Below are 16,899 nucleotides of genomic sequence, written 5' to 3' on the forward strand. Positions count from 1 at the left end.
GGGTTTCATCGTTAGCCTTTAATCATAGACTGCGAATGATGAAAGCAGTTGTTTACCGATGCGCTAACGCGCGGATTTGAGCAGCAGCCAGATAAACACTGGCGCCCCCAATGTGGCGGTGACCACCCCGATAGGCAGTTCAGCCGACGCCAGCGCCAGTCGGGCGACCACATCAGCCAATAGCAGGGCGATAGCCCCGGCCAGCGCGCAGCCGGGAAGTAAAACCCGGTGATCGGTTAAACCACATAAGCGCAGGATGTGCGGAATAACCAGACCGATAAAACCAATCGCCCCCGCCATCGCCACGCTGACGCCCACCATCCAGCCAGTGGCGACGACCAACAAATTGCGCCAGAACCACAGCGGCAGGCCAAGCTGCCGCGCCGAGGTTTCCCCTAGCGCCAGCATATTCAGCGGTTGCGACTGGCAACATATCCAGATCAGTACTGGGATGAGCGCAATCATTAGCCAGCTCTGCTGCCAGTCAACGCCGCCAAATCCTCCCATCATCCAGTACATTAATTGCCGCAGATCGAAAGAGGTGGAAAAATAGATAGCCCACGTCATCAGCGCGCTACAGATAATGCCCAGCGCGACGCCCGCCAACAACAAGCGGCTGGTAGAGAGATGGCGGCGCGCAAAACGCAGCAGGATTAACGTAATAATGAGCGCGCCGGCTATAGCGCACAGTCCCAGCGCCCATCCTGGCAGTTGCCCCTGCCCCAGTAAGACGGCGGCAATAAGCCCAACACCGGCCCCATTCGAAACGCCGAGCAGACCCGGTTCAGCAAGTGGGTTTTCAAACAGCGCCTGCATCACAGCACCCGATAGCGCCAGCGCAGCGCCAACCAGCAATACCGCAAGCGTGCGGGGAAGGCGAATTTGCCAGACAAACAGTTCCCCCCGGGCGCTTAACCAGTCACCGGGGGCAATCCACTGTTCGCCTGCGCATAAGCTCAGAAGTGTAGCCAGTAGCACCAGCAGTGACAGGCTCAGAAGCCAGCGAACGTTTCGTCGCTGTTGTTGGCGGGCAAAAGTCAGCATGTTATCCATTCAGCTGAAAAGAGGTAGCGTGATTTTACGGTGGGTATCCTTTACTTGAAAGAAAAAAGGCCGCAATGCGGCCTTTTTAGTTATACGGGTCATCTTTCAGGCTGACAGATACGCTGTCATCCCGCTGATCTACTTTCGGGATGGCAGCGTATCTGCCGCAATACACCCTGATGGATGTTATGCCTGGATCTGATTACTCTTCTTTGGGCGAAGCGTTTTCGACCCGGCTCTTTAACTTCTGCCCGGGTCTGAAGGTCACCACGCGCCGTGCTGTAATAGGAATATCTTCACCCGTTTTCGGGTTACGCCCCGGACGTTGATTTTTATCACGCAGATCGAAGTTACCAAAACCAGAGAGTTTCACCTGCTCACCGTTTTCCAGAGCACGACGGATCTCTTCGAAAAACAGTTCAACCAGTTCTTTGGCATCCCGCTTGCTAAGCCCAAGCTTATCAAACAGATATTCTGACATTTCAGCTTTTGTAAGCGCCATAGGTTCAATCCCTCAATGATGCCTGGAATCGCTCTTTTAATGCCTCTACACATTTGGCGACGGTAGCGGCAATCTCCTCTTCTTCGAGTGTACGGTTGGTATCCTGAAGGATCAGGCTGATAGCGAGGCTCTTATAACCCTCCGCAACACCCTTACCGCGGTACACGTCAAATAAGTTTACGCCAACTACCTGATTTACGCCAACTTTCTTACATTCGGATAAAATATCCGCTGCGGGAACGTTTTCTGCAACAACAACCGCAATATCGCGACGGTTAGCCGGGAAGCGTGAAATCTCCCGCGCCTGCGGCACGATACGGTCTGCGAGCTTATTCCATTCCAGTTCAAACACCAGCGTACGACCATTCAGATCCAGTTTACGTTCCAGTTCAGGGTGAACAACCCCAATAAAACCAATACGTTCATCTTTCAGATAAATCGCCGCAGACTGTCCCGGATGCAGAGCCGGATTCATCTCCGCCTTAAACTGGATATCACCCAGTTTGCCGGTTAAATCCAGTACTGCTTCCAGATCGCCTTTCAAATCATAGAAATCAACGGTCTCTTTTGCCAGGTTCCAGTGCTCATCATAGCGGTTACCGCAAATCACGCCAGCCAGCATCAGATCCTGTCGAATACCCAGATTGGCTTGTGTATCCGGAACGAAACGTAAACCGGTTTCAAAAATACGCACGCGATTCTGCTGACGGTTTTGGTTATAGACCACCGTCGCCAACAATCCGCTCCACAGAGACAGACGCATCGCCGACATCTCAACGGAGATAGGGTTTGGCAGCAGCAGCGCTTCTGCGCCTGGATGGATGAGCTGTTGTACTTTAGGATCGACAAAGCTATAGGTAATCACTTCCTGATAGCCTTTGTCGTTAAGCATGGTTTTAACCCGCTTCAACGACAGATCGGCTTCACGGTGCGTCCCCATGATTAAACCGGCCTGGATTGGCTCGTCCGGAATATTGTTATAGCCGTAAACGCGGGCCACCTCTTCCACCAGATCTTCTTCAATCTCCATATCGAAACGCCAGGTCGGCGCCACGGCTTTCCACTCGTCCTGCCCTTCGGTCACTTCACAGCCCAGACGACGCAGAATATCACTGACCTGCTCATCCGCAATATGATGCCCGATCAGGCGATCCAGTTTACTGCGACGCAGAGTAATGGTGGCGCGTTTCGGCAACGTTGCTTCGTTGCTCACATCAATTATCGGACCCGCATCACCGCCACAGATATCAAGAAGCAGACGAGTAGCGCGCTCTATCGCTTTATATTGCAGCGCCGGGTCCACCCCGCGCTCGTAGCGGTGAGACGCATCGGTATGCAGACCGTGGCGGCGAGCGCGACCGGTGATAGACAGCGGATTAAAGTACGCACATTCCAGCAGCACATTTTGCGTTTCGCCGTTCACGCCGGAATGTTCGCCGCCAAAAATACCGGCTATCCCCAGCGCCTTATGGTGATCGGCGATCACCAGCGTGTCCGCATTTAACGTTGCTTCGCTACCGTCCAGCAGGACGACGGTTTCACCCTCTTTTGCCATCCGCACGACAATACCGCCATCAATGCGATCTTTATCGAAAGCATGCATTGGCTGACCCAGTTCGAGCAGCACATAGTTCGTGACGTCAACCACCGCATCGATGGAGCGAATACCGCAGCGACGCAGTTTCTCTTTCATCCACAGCGGCGTCGGCGCGTTAACATTGATACCTTTTACCACCCGGCCAAGATAGCGTGGACACGCATCAGCGGCCTCTACTGTAATCGGCAGCGTATCGCTGATGGTTGCCGTAACCGGCGCCATTTCAGGCTCCTGGAGCGGCGCTTTGTTCAGTACCGCCACATCGCGCGCAACGCCGATGATACCTAAGCAATCCGCACGGTTCGGCGTGACGCTAATTTCGATGGTATTGTCGTCAAGCTTCAGGTATTCACGGATATCGGTACCCAGCGGCGCATCCGCAGGCAGTTCGATAATGCCGCTGTGATCGTCGGAAATCCCCAGTTCGGAGAAGGAGCACAGCATCCCTTCAGACGGTTCGCCACGCAGTTTTGCCGCTTTAATTTTGAAATCGCCCGGCAGAATAGCGCCAATGGTGGCCACCGCTACTTTCAGCCCCTGACGACAGTTTGGCGCGCCGCAGACGATATCCAACAGGCGTTCTCCGCCGACGTTGACTTTCGTTACACGCAATTTGTCAGCGTTCGGATGCTGGGCGCACTCAACCACTTCCCCAACCACAACGCCATTGAAGCTTCCCGCGACCGGCTCAACGCCGTCTACTTCCAGGCCAGCCATCGTAATCTGGTTAGCCAACGCATCGCTATCAATTGCCGGGTTAACCCACTCGCGTAACCACAGTTCGCTGAATTTCATTGTTTTATCCTGCCTTTATTTAAACTGTTTAAGGAAACGCAGATCGTTTTCGAAGAATGAACGCAGGTCGGTGACGCCGTAACGCAACATGGTCAGACGTTCCATCCCCATACCAAAAGCGAAGCCAGAATAGATTTCCGGATCGATACCGACATTACGCAGCACATTCGGATGCACCATCCCGCAGCCCAGCACCTCCAGCCATTTACCGTTTTTACCCATCACATCCACTTCCGCAGAAGGTTCGGTAAACGGAAAATAAGAAGGACGGAAGCGAATCTGCAGATCCTCCTCAAAGAAATTACGCAGGAAGTCGTGCAGCGTACCTTTGAGGTTGGTGAAGCTGATGTTGGTATCAACAATCAGACCTTCCATCTGATGGAACATCGGAGTATGCGTCTGGTCGTAGTCATTACGGTATACACGGCCCGGCGCAATAATACGGATCGGCGGTTGCTGCGCTTTCATCGTCCGGATCTGGACACCAGACGTCTGGGTCCGCAGCAGACGGGTCGCGTCAAACCAGAAGGTATCATGATCGGCGCGGGCCGGGTGATGACCCGGAATGTTTAACGCATCGAAGTTATGGTAGTCATCTTCGATTTCCGGGCCAGTCGCCACGGTAAAACCAAGCTCGCCGAAGAAACTTTCAATACGGTCAATGGTACGCGTGACCGGATGCAGACCGCCGTTCTCAATACGGCGCCCCGGCAGGGAGATATCGATGGTTTCAGCGGCCAGACGGGCGTTAAGCGCTGCGCTTTCCAGCTCGGCTTTACGCGCGTTAAGCGCCTGTTGTACCTGCTCTTTCGCGGCGTTAATGACTGCCCCGGCTGCCGGACGCTCTTCCGGCGGCAGATCGCGTAGGGTCGTCATCTGAAGGGTTAAATGCCCTTTCTTGCCCAAATATTCGACGCGTACATTGTCTAACGCGGCAACATCTGACGCCTGGTTAATGGCGGCCGCTGCATTGGCAACCAGCTCTGCGAGATGTGACATGGTTTTCCTCATTGTGTCGGTGAAGACACCGGTTCATTGGACGTAATCTCTCGATTTCAGATACAAAAAAAGCCTCCATCAGGAGGCTTTTTTGCGCTGTTTTTCGTTTCGTTTTTCACGCGCTAGCCTCCTGGGATCAGGTGCTAAAGTAAAAAAAGAAACGGAAAATAGCAGCGTTCATGCTTGCGTTACCTTATGTGGTAAAACCGAATATCCTTTATTGAAAAGGGTTACAGGTCAATTGTCAACTCACTGAACAGTAAATAAAAGAGAGGGAGCCAGGCTCCCTCTTTTCACTGGCTTATGCCAGAGCTGCTTTCGCTTTTTCAACCAGCGCGGTGAACGCGACTTTGTCGAATACGGCGATATCAGCCAGGATCTTACGGTCGATTTCAACAGAGGCTTTTTTCAGGCCGTTGATGAATTTGCTGTAAGAAATACCGTTCTGACGTGCTGCTGCGTTGATACGCGCAATCCACAGTTGACGGAACTGACGCTTACGTTGACGACGGTCACGGTAAGCATACTGACCAGCTTTGATAACTGCCTGGAAGGCAACGCGGTATACGCGAGAACGCGCACCGTAGTAGCCTTTGGCTTGTTTCAAAATTTTCTTGTGACGTGCGCGTGCAATTACACCACGTTTTACGCGAGCCATATGTGCTCTCCTGTATCTATTCTAATTAAAAAGTTAAAAACGTTAACGGCTTATGCGTACGGCAGGCACGCGATAACCAGGCCCAGATCGCCTTTAGAAACCATGGCTTTCGGACGCAGGTGACGTTTACGTTTAGTCGCTTTTTTGGTCAGAATGTGACGCAGGTTAGCGTGCTTGTGCTTAAAACCACCTTTACCGGTTTTTTTGAAGCGCTTAGCAGCACCGCGTACGGTCTTAATTTTTGGCATTTTAATAACTTCCACTTCGCATTGTTAATAAACGAAACATAGGCGAACAAAACCTGTGAAGCCCGAAGGCTTCACAGAATTGTTACTTGAAGGCCTTACTGTTTCTTCTTAGGAGCAAGCACCATGATCATCTGACGGCCTTCGATCTTCGTTGGGAAGGATTCGACCACTGCCAGTTCTTGCAAATCGTCTTTCACGCGATTAAGCACTTCCATACCGATTTGCTGGTGGGCCATTTCACGACCGCGGAAACGCAGCGTGATTTTGGCCTTATCGCCCTCTTCGAGAAAGCGAATCAGGCTGCGGAGTTTTACCTGATAGTCGCCTTCATCTGTCCCAGGACGGAATTTAATTTCCTTCACCTGGATAACTTTTTGCTTTTTCTTCTGTTCCTTAGAAGACTTACTCTTTTCATAGAGGAATTTGCCGTAATCCATTATACGACAAACCGGCGGCTCGGCGTTAGGGCTGATTTCGACTAAGTCTACTCCGGCTTCTTCAGCTTTTTCCAGAGCTTCTCTCAGACTCACAATACCAAGCTGCTCGCCTTCCAGACCTGTTAAGCGAACTTCTTGCGCGCGAATTTCGCTATTAATACGATTCGGACGCGCCGTTTGAACTCGTTTTCCGCCTTTAATACTTTATTCCTCCAGTTGTTGAAGACTGCGGCTGCGAATCTCTTGTTGCAGCTTCTCAATCACGTCATTTACGTCCAGGCTGCCCAGGTCTTTACCGCGGCGGGTGCGAACGGCAACTTTGCCTGCTTCCACCTCTTTATCACCACAGACCAACATATAAGGGACACGACGTAAAGTGTGCTCGCGGATTTTAAAGCCAATCTTCTCATTTCTCAAGTCTGCTTTTACACGAATGCCCGCATTTTGTAGTTTCTGCGTCAATTCGTTAACGTATTCAGACTGCGAATCGGTAATATTCATCACGACTACCTGAACAGGCGCGAGCCATGTCGGGAAGAAACCAGCGAACTCTTCGGTCAGGATACCGATGAAGCGTTCCATCGACCCAAGAATCGCACGGTGAATCATTACCGGCACCTTGCGCTCGTTGTCTTCGCCTACATAGGAGGCGCTCAGACGAGACGGTAAGGAGAAGTCCAGCTGTACTGTACCGCACTGCCATGCACGATCGAGGCAGTCATATAAGGTAAATTCAATTTTCGGACCGTAGAATGCGCCTTCACCCAGTTGATACTCAAACGGGATATTATTTTCTTCCAGCGCAACCGCCAGATCCGCCTCAGCACGATCCCACATCTCATCGCTGCCGATACGCTTGTCAGGACGAGTGGAAAGCTTGACGACGATCTTCTCGAAGCCAAAGGTGCTGTACATATCGTAGACCATACGAATACAAGCGTTAACTTCATCGCGGATCTGCTCTTCGGTGCAGAAGATATGCGCATCATCCTGCGTAAAGCCGCGTACGCGCATCAGACCATGCAGCGCGCCTGATGGCTCGTTACGGTGGCAGCTACCGAATTCCGCCATACGCAGCGGCAAATCACGATAGGATTTCAGACCCTGGTTAAAGATCTGAACGTGGCCCGGGCAGTTCATCGGCTTGATGCAATATTCGCGGTTTTCTGAGGATGTGGTGAACATCGCATCTTTATAGTTGTCCCAGTGCCCGGTTTTTTCCCACAGCACACGGTCCATCATGAACGGGCCTTTAACTTCTTGATACTGGTACTCTTTGAGTTTAGAACGAACAAAGACCTCCAGCTCGCGGAAGATAGTCCAGCCGTCGTTATGCCAGAACACCATGCCCGGCGCTTCTTCCTGCATATGATACAGGTCGAGCTGCTTACCAATTTTACGGTGGTCGCGTTTTGCGGCCTCTTCCAGGCGCTGCAGATAAGCGTTCAGGGCTTTTTTATCTGCCCATGCCGTACCGTAAATACGCTGCAACATCTTATTATTACTGTCACCGCGCCAGTATGCGCCGGCAGTTTTCATCAGTTTAAAGTGATGGCAGAAACGCATATTCGGCACGTGCGGACCACGACACATGTCGACATATTCTTCATGATGGTACAAGCCTGGCTTGTCATCATGAGCAATGTTTTCATCAAGAATGGAAACTTTGTAGCTTTCACCACGCTTCACGAAGGTTTCACGCGCTTCGTGCCAGCTGGCTTTCTTCTTGATAACGTCGTAATTTTTCTCGGCGAGCTCATGCATCCGCTTTTCGAGCGCTTCGACATCTTCCTGAGTTAGCGTGCGGTCAAGATCAACGTCATAGTAAAAACCGTTGTCGACAACCGGGCCGATCGCCATTTTCGTGTGCGGCCAAAGTTGCTTGATTGCGTGACCTAACAGATGCGCGCAAGAGTGACGAATGATCTCCAGACCCTCTTCATCTTTTGCGGTGATGATGGAAAGCGTCGCATCATTTTCAATCAGATCGCAAGCATCAACCAGCTCGCCATTCACACGGCCCGCAATGGTGGCTTTCGCCAGGCCTGGACCAATGTCCAGCGCAACATCCATCGGGCTTACAGGGTGGTCATAATGGCGTTGGCTGCCATCAGGAAGAGTAATAACAGGCATGTTATATCCTTATTTGCAGTGGTGACCCATACGCAAGATCACATACAAAGAGAAAATGAATTTATTGACAGTGAGTTGTGTATCCATCTAGCCAACCATTGCTAAATTGGCGCACAACCTTCGACACAGACGAAAATCGCTATCTTCGTCCGGCATGACGATGGTAACACTAAAAAAAGGGAGATTGCATCTTTCTGTTCTACAGAACCTGAATCCCAACACACTACCCGGCACGCGTATCGTTAATGATGTACATGGTCACTCTGAGTCTCGGCTTACTGCCACCGTATGAGGCATTCACATCAGATAGCTTTTCACGACGACAGCTATCTATATTCTCCAGATGGGGACCTGGCAGCATGCAATAACGCACAATACGAAACCCACTTTCCAAAGCACATACCAGCAAAGAGCCATTACATGCTGCTATGAAGCTTCTATAACTAGCAACGTCTCACTTATGATGCCGTACTTGTAATTCGTCTGTGTTGCTTGAAGTATGTCGCGGCACGATGTGAGATGAATTACTCGTCGAGTGATAGCTCTTTCTCTGTATAGTCTTTTACAGGACTCGGGAAACTCATGATGAACCTTCGAATGCCACTGTATATAAACACAGTAGCAATCATGCGTAATTATCAAAAGCATTTACATTGCTTGATGTTTTTGCTGCAAACGCTTGATAGCTTCATGCTATCGGAGGCGCAGTAGATAGGAGTGTTAATGAGTGTTAATATGTCAATAACACGGTTTGATATCGAGAAGATAGTGATGAGTAATGATTATAGACTACCAGATTCAGAATATCTTGCCAGAAGATTTTCCGTACCACACCTTGTTTGCCTGATGGCAATATTATTAATACTAAGCATTTTTTCTAAAGGCTCTATATGCTTATAATTTCATACATTGTATTATGCTTATTATTTATAGTTTATCTCTATACTCTTTCCGTAAGAATTGAGGGGAAAATAATAAATGTAATGGTCCCATACCTGATAATAACAGTGCCTACACTGTACGTGTTTGAAGGTATATTTGTATACCTCTCAGAGGTGCGGAAGTATACAGTGGAATATTTGTTTTTCTATACTTGCTATATAACATACATAGCATCATTTGTTATTTCTTATCTTTACACACAAAGAAAATCAATATACAATAAATCGAACACAAAAAATAAACCAAGGTATGTGTTTACTTCATTGTTATTCACCTTCCTTGCTTTTATCATTTACCTTCCAGTGTTGATGGAGTTCAGAGAGTACATACTTAACCCAAGAAGAATATACGAATTAACCAGAACAGGGTATGGTATATACTTCTATCCTTCATTAATGTTTTCTCTTGTCGCTTCTATTTGCGCGTTCTTTACATACAAAAAATCAAAGTTATTTTGTATTTCCATAGTTTTATTTAACTGTATACTTATTTTCTTGCATGGTAACAAAGGACCAATATTTAGTATATTTATAGCATTCATCCTTTACCTTTCATATATTGAAAATAAAAAAATTAAATTTATGTTCCTGGTGAAATCGTTTGCTGTTATAGCAGTCATTGTAACGGCATTCTTTGCATATACGTTTACTGATGGGAATCCGATAGAAAATATGGCGAATTACTCGGATTATACCCGTAATGCTGTTCTTGTTGCTTCCTCAAACTTTGACTTTATGTACGGAAAATTACTAATGGAGAGCGAGGTTTACTCGAGGATTCCGAGGGCTATTTGGCCTGATAAGCCTGAAGATTTTGGCGCATTGTATCTGGCAAAAGTATTTTTCCCTGATGCATTCTACAGAAATCAGGGCGCTCCTGCTTTCGGGTATGGTGAACTATACGCAGATTTCGGGCTTTTTACACCAGTTTGGTTAGTTATATCTGGAGTATTTAAAGGCGCCCTGGCTAAGTATTTCTCCAATAAAACTCAGGAAACAAAGTCAGCGCATTATTTCATAATGTTCCTATTTTGCATTGGAATAAGTGTGATTCCTGTTAGCATGGGATGGTTGTTCCCTGAGCATTTGATGATTGCCTTTATGGTATACATTGCATCTTCCTTTGTTTTTTCAGCGCATATAAGATTCGTTTTACTAAGAAGCGATAAATAAGTTATACGGCGGCAATGCCGCCGTTTTATTTAGTTTTGGAGAGTAAATCCTGTTGGGTTTGCTGAACAGCATTACCAACGTAAATTACTTTTGATGCATTCATGATAGTGCTTGAGTTTCCTAATAATGATTTATGAATAGCCCCTCAATTATGTATTTCTCGCCGCCGGTTATTATTAGTCCTGCCGCTACTCCGCCCTAATCCACATCTACTCATATGCGGATCATCCCGAGATTATCACCGTAATATAATCTACCATCGATACCAATAAACTCTGTGTTATGAATGACAGCTCCCTGCTTAAGCTAGATTAGGTACACACATCTTACGGCGCGAAAGGGAACAATATGAAACGGTATGAAACATATATATCCGCTATTACCAGTAATGACGCGGAACTGGTGAAACAGGTTTAAACGAACGTGAATGGATGTGAATGAAGGATAGTACTTATACGCAAGATCACATACAAAGAGAAAATGAATTTATTGACAGTGAGTTGTGTATCCATCTAGCCAACCATTGCTAAATTGGCGCACAACCTTCGACACAGACGAAAATCGCTATTTTCGTCCGGCATGACGATGGTAACACTAAAAAAAGGGAGATTGCATCACTCTGTAGCAAATCAAGACCCTTGACAGGGTTTCTCCATTATCTTTCTACGCGCCGTATAGCGCTTCTCATCGACAACCTAACTTCTGCGCCAGACTCCCCTTTGTCGTTTTCACCTCGCTGGCTACCGCTTCAGGCAAGGCAGACCACAGCGTCAGCACTGGCTTCGTTTTATGTTCGATAGCCTCCACGGTAACCTGATAGTCGCAAAAATTCGCCGAACGGGGCGTATTCTGATCCATAATAAACGCAGCGTAATTTCCTTCACTTTTTGACGGCGCCGTTCCGGTGAATAAAACCTTCCAGTACCCGCTGGGAATTTCTACCGTCGCATCTTCTGGCAATGTGGCGATATGCCGCTCAAAAAGGGGGCCGGTCACTACGTGCACTACAGATACATCAGCCTGTTTGGCAAGTTCGCGCACCCGGTTTTCCAGTGCAGCCCATGCTCCCTGGTTCAGGGCGGATTTCTGCGGCGTAATATTCGATAAATAATTTAACGACGGCCAGTCCGATACGCCGCCCAATCCTGCCAACGGGGCCTGGTGTCCCCTGTCGACTTTTAATAGCGTATGGGCATTTTTATAGGCCGAAGGGGCCAACGTATCCGAGGGCGGTAAATCGGGGTCCTGCGCCCAGTTCCGCGGGCGACCGCTTGCCTGGCTGGTCTTGGTCACGCTATAGGCAACCCAGTTGGCAAATTTCGTGGCGCTATTATTATTGAGCGTATAGACATGGCGATAGATTGTTTGTTGACTTCCTCCTTGAGGACAGCCAACGCTACAGTTATCAGGTTGCTGAACGAGTACGTTACGATGGGGTAACTCGGGTGCCGATGTTGTATCCTGGGGAGGATACGATGTAGTACATGCGCTTAATAATACTACGGGCAGTAATTTTAGCAGATTAATGGTTTTATTCATTTTTTCTTCCTTAATAATAACTGCCCTAATAATTCAGGTAGCAATAATTTGGTTATATTACCCTGCCAGCCGTTAGATGCGCTCATCATTAAAGACAACACTATCACGGTAAAAATTAATAACAGATAAACATCGAAGCCATCATAGAAAATGAGCTCAAAAGAATACAACGTGATATTCATATTGATACCAAAAAACATCGTATTATATGCATAATCGTGAAGCCAATAATTTCTCGCACTCAGATAGCGAATGAAAAATGGATATTCAATAATATCTGACGCATGTTTTTCAACACCATTTTTCAACATTAAGGCAACGTATCCTCTCAATGACTCGCTGCTGGCAGGAGTTTAGTTATATTTAAAGGTTTATAAGCACTGCGCATCATGCTGCTGTGCTTATTACTTTGTAAAAATAAGAGTATTCACTTTCATATTCAGGGGTAAAAAGTGAACAAATACAGCTATTGCGCAACGATGATTGCCGCCATACTCAGTACGACCACAATGGCCAATGCCAGTAGCCTTGCTATTTCAGTGGCGAATGATGATGCAGGTATATTTCAACCATCCTTAAATGCCCTTTATGGGCACAAGGCTGCAGACCGGGGTGATTATACTGCCGGGCTCTTTTTAGGCTACAGCCACGATCTCACTGACGCCAGTCAACTCTCTTTTCATATCGCGCAAGATATTTATTCTCCATCTGGCGCCAATAAGAGAAAGCCTGAAGCCGTCAAAGGCGACCGCGCGTTCAGCGCCTTTCTTCATACCGGACTGGAGTGGAATTCATTAGCCACCAATTGGTTACGTTATCGTTTAGGTACCGATATCGGCGTTATTGGTCCTGACGCAGGCGGTCAGGAGGTTCAGAATCGGGCGCATCGAATAATAGGCGCAGAAAAATACCCTGCCTGGCAGGATCAAATTGAAAACCGTTATGGTTACACGGCAAAAGGAATGGTCTCCCTTACGCCAGCTATTGATATTCTGGGTGTCAATGTGGGCTTCTATCCAGAAGTCTCTGCTGTCGGCGGCAATCTCTTCCAGTATTTGGGGTACGGCGCAACCGTTGCGCTGGGAAATGATAAGACCTTCAACTCTGATAATGGGTTTGGGTTACTGTCCCGCCGAGGGTTAATACACAGTCAAAAAGAGGGATTGATCTATAAGGTATTTGCTGGCGTTGAGCGCAGGGAAGTTGATAAAAACTACACGTTACAGGGGAAAACGCTGCAAACAAAAATGGAAACGGTGGATATTAATAAAACCGTGGATGAATATCGCGTCGGTGCTACCATCGGCTATTCTCCCGTCGCATTTTCTCTTTCTTTAAACAAAGTCACGTCGGAATTTCGCACCGGAGACGACTATTCTTATATCAACGGCGACATCACCTTCTTCTTCTGAGGCGTCACCACGGAATAACCGGGTTACGTAACGTAACCCGGTACAATATTACATCTTATAGCCCAGCGTTACCGTAGTGCGACAATCGGTATGTTCAGGCGCAGATTCAGGCGGCTGCGAGTTCCACGTTAAATTATACCCCACCTTTAGACCAAAATGTTCGTTAATGGCGACATTGAGGGCTGTTTCCGAATTTAGTGTGGTGTCTTCTGCGCCAAATACTGACACCCCCTGTGTAAACTTAGCATTGTCAGTTAACTGCCAGGCATAGCTGCCGGAAGCATAACCCAACGGCTGCGTTTCAGTGGTATCGTCCGTATGTTCGTCATAGCGAACCCCTGGACCGAATTCAAAACGGAAGCTGTGCACTGGGCCATTAAGGAACTGCCGCCCGTAACCGGCGGTCAGTACGTCGCGCTGACGATAACCGTTGAAACGGTCTGTCAGCCAACTGGCCTGGCCAAAGGTATAATCATAATCCGTCATATTAAAACGGTTACGCGCGCCTATCGCATATTTTTCTGAAGAGCGCTCATCATTAGAGGAGGTATTGCTGGCATTGCCCCATAATGACCAGGCGGTACGTTGTCCATACCAGGTCATCGCCGTGTCAGCCGTTAAGGAAGAACTTTTAGTATTGCCTGACTGAGCAAGGTAGCCCGCATTCAGATTACCTTCAAAAGGTTTTTTCGCGGTGGAGGGATCATCCATGACAGTAAAAACGGAATCATCGGCGGCGGCATACAGAGACGCGAACACGCCACCCGCCAGCATAACTACAGCGGGTACTGCCTTCAAAAGCTTCATTTATATAGAGTCCGTACAACTAAAAAAGAGACCACGACGGTCCCGGAAACCTTCATAGGGATCAATGACAAACGCCCCTGGAAAGGTAGCGAATTATAAGAAGCCCCGAATAACATAGCAATCAATTACTATTTCATTTTTTAAATAAGAACCCTCCCGAAGCATTCATTTATTTATATAACTTTACATCGTACTTCTTTAAATAAAGATCCGGAAAATCATATTGTTAATTCCTTCACTTTCCGGGGATTAAGTGCCAGACTGAAATCAGCCTAACAGGAGGTAACGATGGTACGTATCTATACGTTGACGCTTGCGCCCTCTCTCGATAGCGCAACAATCACGCCGCAAATTTATCCCGAAGGTAAACTGCGGTGCTCCGCGCCGGTATTCGAACCCGGCGGCGGGGGTATTAATGTCGCTCGCGCCATTGCGCATCTTGGCGGCGCCGCGACCGCCATTTTCCCGGCTGGCGGCGCTACCGGCGAACATCTGGTCGCACTACTGGCTGATGAAAATGTCCCCGTGTCTACCGTCGATGCGAAGGACTGGACGCGTCAGAACCTGCACGTCCACGTCGAGTCCAGCGGCGAACAGTATCGTTTTGTTATGCCCGGCGCCACGCTGGACGATGACGAATTTCGCCAGCTTGAAGAACAGGTACTGGAAATTGAATCCGGGGCAATTCTGGTTATCAGCGGCAGCCTTCCGCCCGGCGTTAAGGTCGAGAAACTCACGCAACTGATTTCCGCCGCGCAGAAGCAAGGCATTCGCTGCATTATTGATAGCTCTGGCGAGGCGCTCACCGCCGCGCTGGCGCTTGGCGATATCGAACTGGTAAAACCTAACCTGAAAGAATTGAGCGCGCTGGTCAATCGCGATCTGACGCAGCCTGATGATGTGCGTAAAGCGGCCCAGGAATTAGTGCAAAGCGGCAAAGCTCGCCGGGTAGTGGTCTCTCTGGGGCCACAAGGGGCGCTGGGCATAGATAGTGAGAATTGCATCCAGGTTGTTCCTCCCCCGGTGAAAAGTCAAAGTACTGTCGGCGCAGGCGACAGTATGGTAGGCGCGATGACGTTAAAACTGGCGCAAGACGCGTCGCTGGAAGAGATGGTGCGCTTCGGTGTGGCGGCAGGCAGCGCCGCTACGCTCAATCAAGGTACGCGTCTGTGTTCTCATGACGATACCCAAAAAATATACGCCTATCTTTCCGCGCAATAATCGTTTCCCCCTCGCCGAGGGGGATACCGGAAAATCGGTTAACGGGCGGCGCATCCGCCGCTGTTAAAAACACAGTTGCTCCCAACGAGGTGAACGATGGCCAGTGGCGATATTACCCGTTATGTTATTACCGTAACCTTCCATGAAGATTCCCTGACCGAGATTAACGAACTCAATAACCATCTGACGCGCAGCGGTTTTTTGCTGACATTAACGGACGATGAAGGGAATGTGCATGAGCTCGGCACCAATACGTTTGGCTTTGTTAGCGCTCAGAGCGCTGATGAAATCAAAGCGCTTGTCGCCGGACTTGCGAAAAGCGCGTTAGATAAGGATGTCGACATTACCGTGGCGACCTGGGAGGCGTGGAGTAAAAACGCACAATAAGTGCCATTCCCGCCGCGGCGCGTCCGCGATGTGCGTTAGTTCGTATTTTTTAACCGCATTTTTGCGCTAACCTTATGATCTGGCAGACAACGTGGGGAGAGACAATATGTGGCAAGCTATCAGTCGTCTTTTAAGCGAGCAAGTCGGTGAAGGCGAAATCGAACTGCGTAATGAACTGCCAGGCGGAGAAGTTCATGCCGCATGGCATTTACGTTATGCAGGCCATGATTTTTTCGTAAAGTGCGATGAACGAGAAATGCTTCGCGGTTTTACCGCTGAAGCCGATCAGCTGGAGCTGCTCTCCCGCAGTAAAACCGTTGTTGTGCCTAAGGTATGGGCGGTAGGTTCGGATCGGGATTACAGCTTTTTAGTCATGGACTACCTCTCGCCCCGCCCGCTGGATGCCCATAATGCGTTTATTCTTGGGCAACAGCTGGCGCGCCTGCACCAATGGAGCGATCAACCTCAATTCGGCCTCGATTTTGATAACGCGCTCTCTACCACGCCGCAGCCGAATACCTGGCAACGCCGTTGGTCGACTTTTTTCGCCGAACAGCGCATTGGCTGGCAGCTTGAACTCGCCGCGGAAAAAGGCATTACCTTTGGTAATATTGACGCCATTGTTGAACATGTTCAGCAACGTCTGGCGTCGCATCAACCGCAGCCTTCTCTTTTGCATGGCGATCTATGGTCGGCGAACTGCGCGCTTGGCCCTGACGGCCCCTATATCTTCGATCCAGCCTGCTATTGGGGCGACAGAGAATGCGATCTGGCGATGCTGCCGCTGCATACCGATCAGCCACCGCAGATTTATGACGGCTATCAGTCCGTTTCGCCGCTACCGCTGGATTTTCTCGACAGGCAGCCGATTTACCAGCTCTACACCCTGCTTAATCGGGCAAGGCTGTTTGGCGGTCAGCACCTGGCTACTGCGCAAAAAGCGATGGATCGGCTGCTTGCGGTATAGGTACAGCCCATGCCGGATACGGGCTATCCGGCATTTTTC

Annotated in this window: 17 protein-coding genes, 1 pseudogene and 1 other annotated feature; of the genes and pseudogenes, 5 read left to right on the plus strand and 13 right to left on the minus strand. The window is 48.9% G+C overall.

Annotated elements, in window-relative coordinates; all coding sequences use genetic code 11:
* Nucleotides 1–63: 63 nt before the first annotated feature.
* The 9 genes from btuC to thrS form a co-directional block, all read right to left on the minus strand.
* A complete protein-coding gene (btuC, locus tag HU143_RS12915; protein ID WP_000954984.1) occupies nucleotides 64–1,044 on the minus strand; it encodes a vitamin B12 ABC transporter permease BtuC in 981 nt (326 codons plus the stop codon).
* Nucleotides 1,045–1,246: 202 nt separating this feature from the next.
* Nucleotides 1,247–1,546 carry an integration host factor subunit alpha gene (gene ihfA, locus HU143_RS12920; protein WP_001229266.1) on the minus strand — a complete coding sequence of 100 codons (300 nt, stop codon included), beginning with the start codon at nucleotides 1,544–1,546 and terminating at the stop codon, nucleotides 1,247–1,249.
* Nucleotides 1,547–1,550: 4 nt separating this feature from the next.
* The gene (pheT, locus tag HU143_RS12925) at nucleotides 1,551–3,938 is read right to left on the minus strand and encodes a phenylalanine--tRNA ligase subunit beta (RefSeq protein ID WP_000672402.1); all 2,388 of its coding nucleotides are present in this window, start codon (nucleotides 3,936–3,938) and stop codon (nucleotides 1,551–1,553) included.
* Nucleotides 3,939–3,953: 15 nt separating this feature from the next.
* Nucleotides 3,954–4,937 (minus strand): phenylalanine--tRNA ligase subunit alpha, encoded by a 984-nt coding sequence (gene pheS / locus HU143_RS12930; protein WP_000018570.1) that lies wholly within the window; start codon nucleotides 4,935–4,937, stop codon nucleotides 3,954–3,956.
* 62 nt (nucleotides 4,938–4,999) lie between these two features.
* Nucleotides 5,000–5,123 (minus strand) — a sequence feature (Phe leader region).
* Nucleotides 5,074–5,118: a pheST operon leader peptide PheM gene (gene pheM / locus HU143_RS12935; protein ID WP_001386830.1), complete on the minus strand. Its 45-nt coding sequence runs from the start codon at nucleotides 5,116–5,118 to the stop codon at nucleotides 5,074–5,076. (Overlaps the previous feature by 45 nt.)
* A gap of 115 nt (nucleotides 5,124–5,238) precedes the next feature.
* Nucleotides 5,239–5,595, minus strand: a complete 357-nt coding sequence (rplT, locus tag HU143_RS12940; protein WP_000124850.1) for a 50S ribosomal protein L20 — start codon at nucleotides 5,593–5,595, stop codon at nucleotides 5,239–5,241.
* A gap of 50 nt (nucleotides 5,596–5,645) precedes the next feature.
* Nucleotides 5,646–5,843 (minus strand): 50S ribosomal protein L35, encoded by a 198-nt coding sequence (gene rpmI, locus HU143_RS12945; RefSeq protein WP_001124225.1) that lies wholly within the window; start codon nucleotides 5,841–5,843, stop codon nucleotides 5,646–5,648.
* Between the two features lie 95 nt (nucleotides 5,844–5,938).
* Nucleotides 5,939–6,481, minus strand: coding sequence for a translation initiation factor IF-3 (gene infC, locus HU143_RS12950; protein ID WP_001574431.1), 543 nt, complete (start codon nucleotides 6,479–6,481; stop codon nucleotides 5,939–5,941).
* Between the two features lie 3 nt (nucleotides 6,482–6,484).
* Entirely contained in the window at nucleotides 6,485–8,413 is a 1,929-nt protein-coding gene (thrS, locus tag HU143_RS12955) for a threonine--tRNA ligase (RefSeq protein ID WP_023226935.1), read from the minus strand.
* Between the two features lie 890 nt (nucleotides 8,414–9,303).
* Here thrS and rfc point away from each other — a divergent pair.
* Nucleotides 9,304–10,527 carry an O-antigen polymerase Rfc gene (rfc, locus tag HU143_RS12960; RefSeq protein ID WP_023226934.1) on the plus strand — a complete coding sequence of 408 codons (1,224 nt, stop codon included), beginning with the start codon at nucleotides 9,304–9,306 and terminating at the stop codon, nucleotides 10,525–10,527.
* 306 nt (nucleotides 10,528–10,833) lie between these two features.
* On the opposite strand, the pseudogene HU143_RS12965 reads toward rfc, so the two are convergent.
* From HU143_RS12965 to HU143_RS12975, 3 genes and pseudogenes are all read right to left on the minus strand, one after another.
* Nucleotides 10,834–11,039: pseudogene (locus HU143_RS12965) on the minus strand (hypothetical protein).
* Nucleotides 11,040–11,211: 172 nt separating this feature from the next.
* Nucleotides 11,212–12,066 carry a DNA/RNA non-specific endonuclease gene (locus tag HU143_RS12970; protein WP_001044093.1) on the minus strand — a complete coding sequence of 285 codons (855 nt, stop codon included), beginning with the start codon at nucleotides 12,064–12,066 and terminating at the stop codon, nucleotides 11,212–11,214.
* Nucleotides 12,063–12,377, minus strand: a complete 315-nt coding sequence (locus HU143_RS12975; protein ID WP_023226933.1) for a hypothetical protein — start codon at nucleotides 12,375–12,377, stop codon at nucleotides 12,063–12,065. The genes HU143_RS12970 and HU143_RS12975 overlap by 4 nt, the downstream gene beginning before the upstream one ends.
* A gap of 141 nt (nucleotides 12,378–12,518) precedes the next feature.
* On the opposite strand from HU143_RS12975, the gene HU143_RS12980 reads away from it, so the two are divergent.
* Nucleotides 12,519–13,478 (plus strand): lipid A deacylase LpxR family protein, encoded by a 960-nt coding sequence (locus tag HU143_RS12980; protein ID WP_001046433.1) that lies wholly within the window; start codon nucleotides 12,519–12,521, stop codon nucleotides 13,476–13,478.
* A 48-nt stretch (nucleotides 13,479–13,526) separates the two neighbouring features.
* Here HU143_RS12980 and HU143_RS12985 read toward each other — a convergent pair whose 3' ends face one another.
* A complete protein-coding gene (locus HU143_RS12985) occupies nucleotides 13,527–14,285 on the minus strand; it encodes a DUF481 domain-containing protein (RefSeq protein ID WP_023226932.1) in 759 nt (252 codons plus the stop codon).
* Nucleotides 14,286–14,573: 288 nt separating this feature from the next.
* Here HU143_RS12985 and pfkB point away from each other — a divergent pair, with 288 nt between their 5' ends.
* The 3 genes from pfkB to HU143_RS13000 all read left to right on the plus strand — a co-directional run bounded on the left by pfkB (nucleotide 14,574) and on the right by HU143_RS13000 (nucleotide 16,860).
* Nucleotides 14,574–15,506: a 6-phosphofructokinase II gene (pfkB, locus tag HU143_RS12990; RefSeq protein ID WP_000251700.1), complete on the plus strand. Its 933-nt coding sequence runs from the start codon at nucleotides 14,574–14,576 to the stop codon at nucleotides 15,504–15,506.
* A 96-nt stretch (nucleotides 15,507–15,602) separates the two neighbouring features.
* Nucleotides 15,603–15,893 carry a type V toxin-antitoxin system endoribonuclease antitoxin GhoS gene (gene ghoS / locus HU143_RS12995; RefSeq protein WP_000146133.1) on the plus strand — a complete coding sequence of 97 codons (291 nt, stop codon included), beginning with the start codon at nucleotides 15,603–15,605 and terminating at the stop codon, nucleotides 15,891–15,893.
* A gap of 106 nt (nucleotides 15,894–15,999) precedes the next feature.
* The gene (locus HU143_RS13000; RefSeq protein WP_000267686.1) at nucleotides 16,000–16,860 is read left to right on the plus strand and encodes a fructosamine kinase family protein; all 861 of its coding nucleotides are present in this window, start codon (nucleotides 16,000–16,002) and stop codon (nucleotides 16,858–16,860) included.
* The last annotated feature ends 39 nt before the right edge of the window (nucleotides 16,861–16,899 follow it).

The organism is Salmonella sp. SJTUF14076, assembly GCF_015534835.1.
GTDB classification, from domain to species: Bacteria; Pseudomonadota; Gammaproteobacteria; order Enterobacterales; family Enterobacteriaceae; genus Salmonella; species Salmonella enterica.

What these genes read in the sequence shown, in the direction of transcription:
- btuC (WP_000954984.1), bottom strand. Translation starts at nt 1,044, where the DNA reads ATGCTGACTTTTGCCCGCCAACAACAGCGACGAAACGTTCGCTGGCTT.
- thrS (WP_023226935.1), bottom strand. Translation starts at nt 8,413, where the DNA reads ATGCCTGTTATTACTCTTCCTGATGGCAGCCAACGCCATTATGACCAC.
- ghoS (WP_000146133.1), top strand. Translation starts at nt 15,603, where the DNA reads ATGGCCAGTGGCGATATTACCCGTTATGTTATTACCGTAACCTTCCAT.
- HU143_RS13000 (WP_000267686.1), top strand. Translation starts at nt 16,000, where the DNA reads ATGTGGCAAGCTATCAGTCGTCTTTTAAGCGAGCAAGTCGGTGAAGGC.
- HU143_RS12975 (WP_023226933.1), bottom strand. Translation starts at nt 12,377, where the DNA reads ATGTTGAAAAATGGTGTTGAAAAACATGCGTCAGATATTATTGAATAT.
- rpmI (WP_001124225.1), bottom strand. Translation starts at nt 5,843, where the DNA reads ATGCCAAAAATTAAGACCGTACGCGGTGCTGCTAAGCGCTTCAAAAAA.
- pheT (WP_000672402.1), bottom strand. Translation starts at nt 3,938, where the DNA reads ATGAAATTCAGCGAACTGTGGTTACGCGAGTGGGTTAACCCGGCAATT.
- rplT (WP_000124850.1), bottom strand. Translation starts at nt 5,595, where the DNA reads ATGGCTCGCGTAAAACGTGGTGTAATTGCACGCGCACGTCACAAGAAA.
- pfkB (WP_000251700.1), top strand. Translation starts at nt 14,574, where the DNA reads ATGGTACGTATCTATACGTTGACGCTTGCGCCCTCTCTCGATAGCGCA.
- HU143_RS12970 (WP_001044093.1), bottom strand. Translation starts at nt 12,066, where the DNA reads ATGAATAAAACCATTAATCTGCTAAAATTACTGCCCGTAGTATTATTA.
- rfc (WP_023226934.1), top strand. Translation starts at nt 9,304, where the DNA reads ATGCTTATAATTTCATACATTGTATTATGCTTATTATTTATAGTTTAT.
- pheS (WP_000018570.1), bottom strand. Translation starts at nt 4,937, where the DNA reads ATGTCACATCTCGCAGAGCTGGTTGCCAATGCAGCGGCCGCCATTAAC.
- HU143_RS12985 (WP_023226932.1), bottom strand. Translation starts at nt 14,285, where the DNA reads ATGAAGCTTTTGAAGGCAGTACCCGCTGTAGTTATGCTGGCGGGTGGC.
- ihfA (WP_001229266.1), bottom strand. Translation starts at nt 1,546, where the DNA reads ATGGCGCTTACAAAAGCTGAAATGTCAGAATATCTGTTTGATAAGCTT.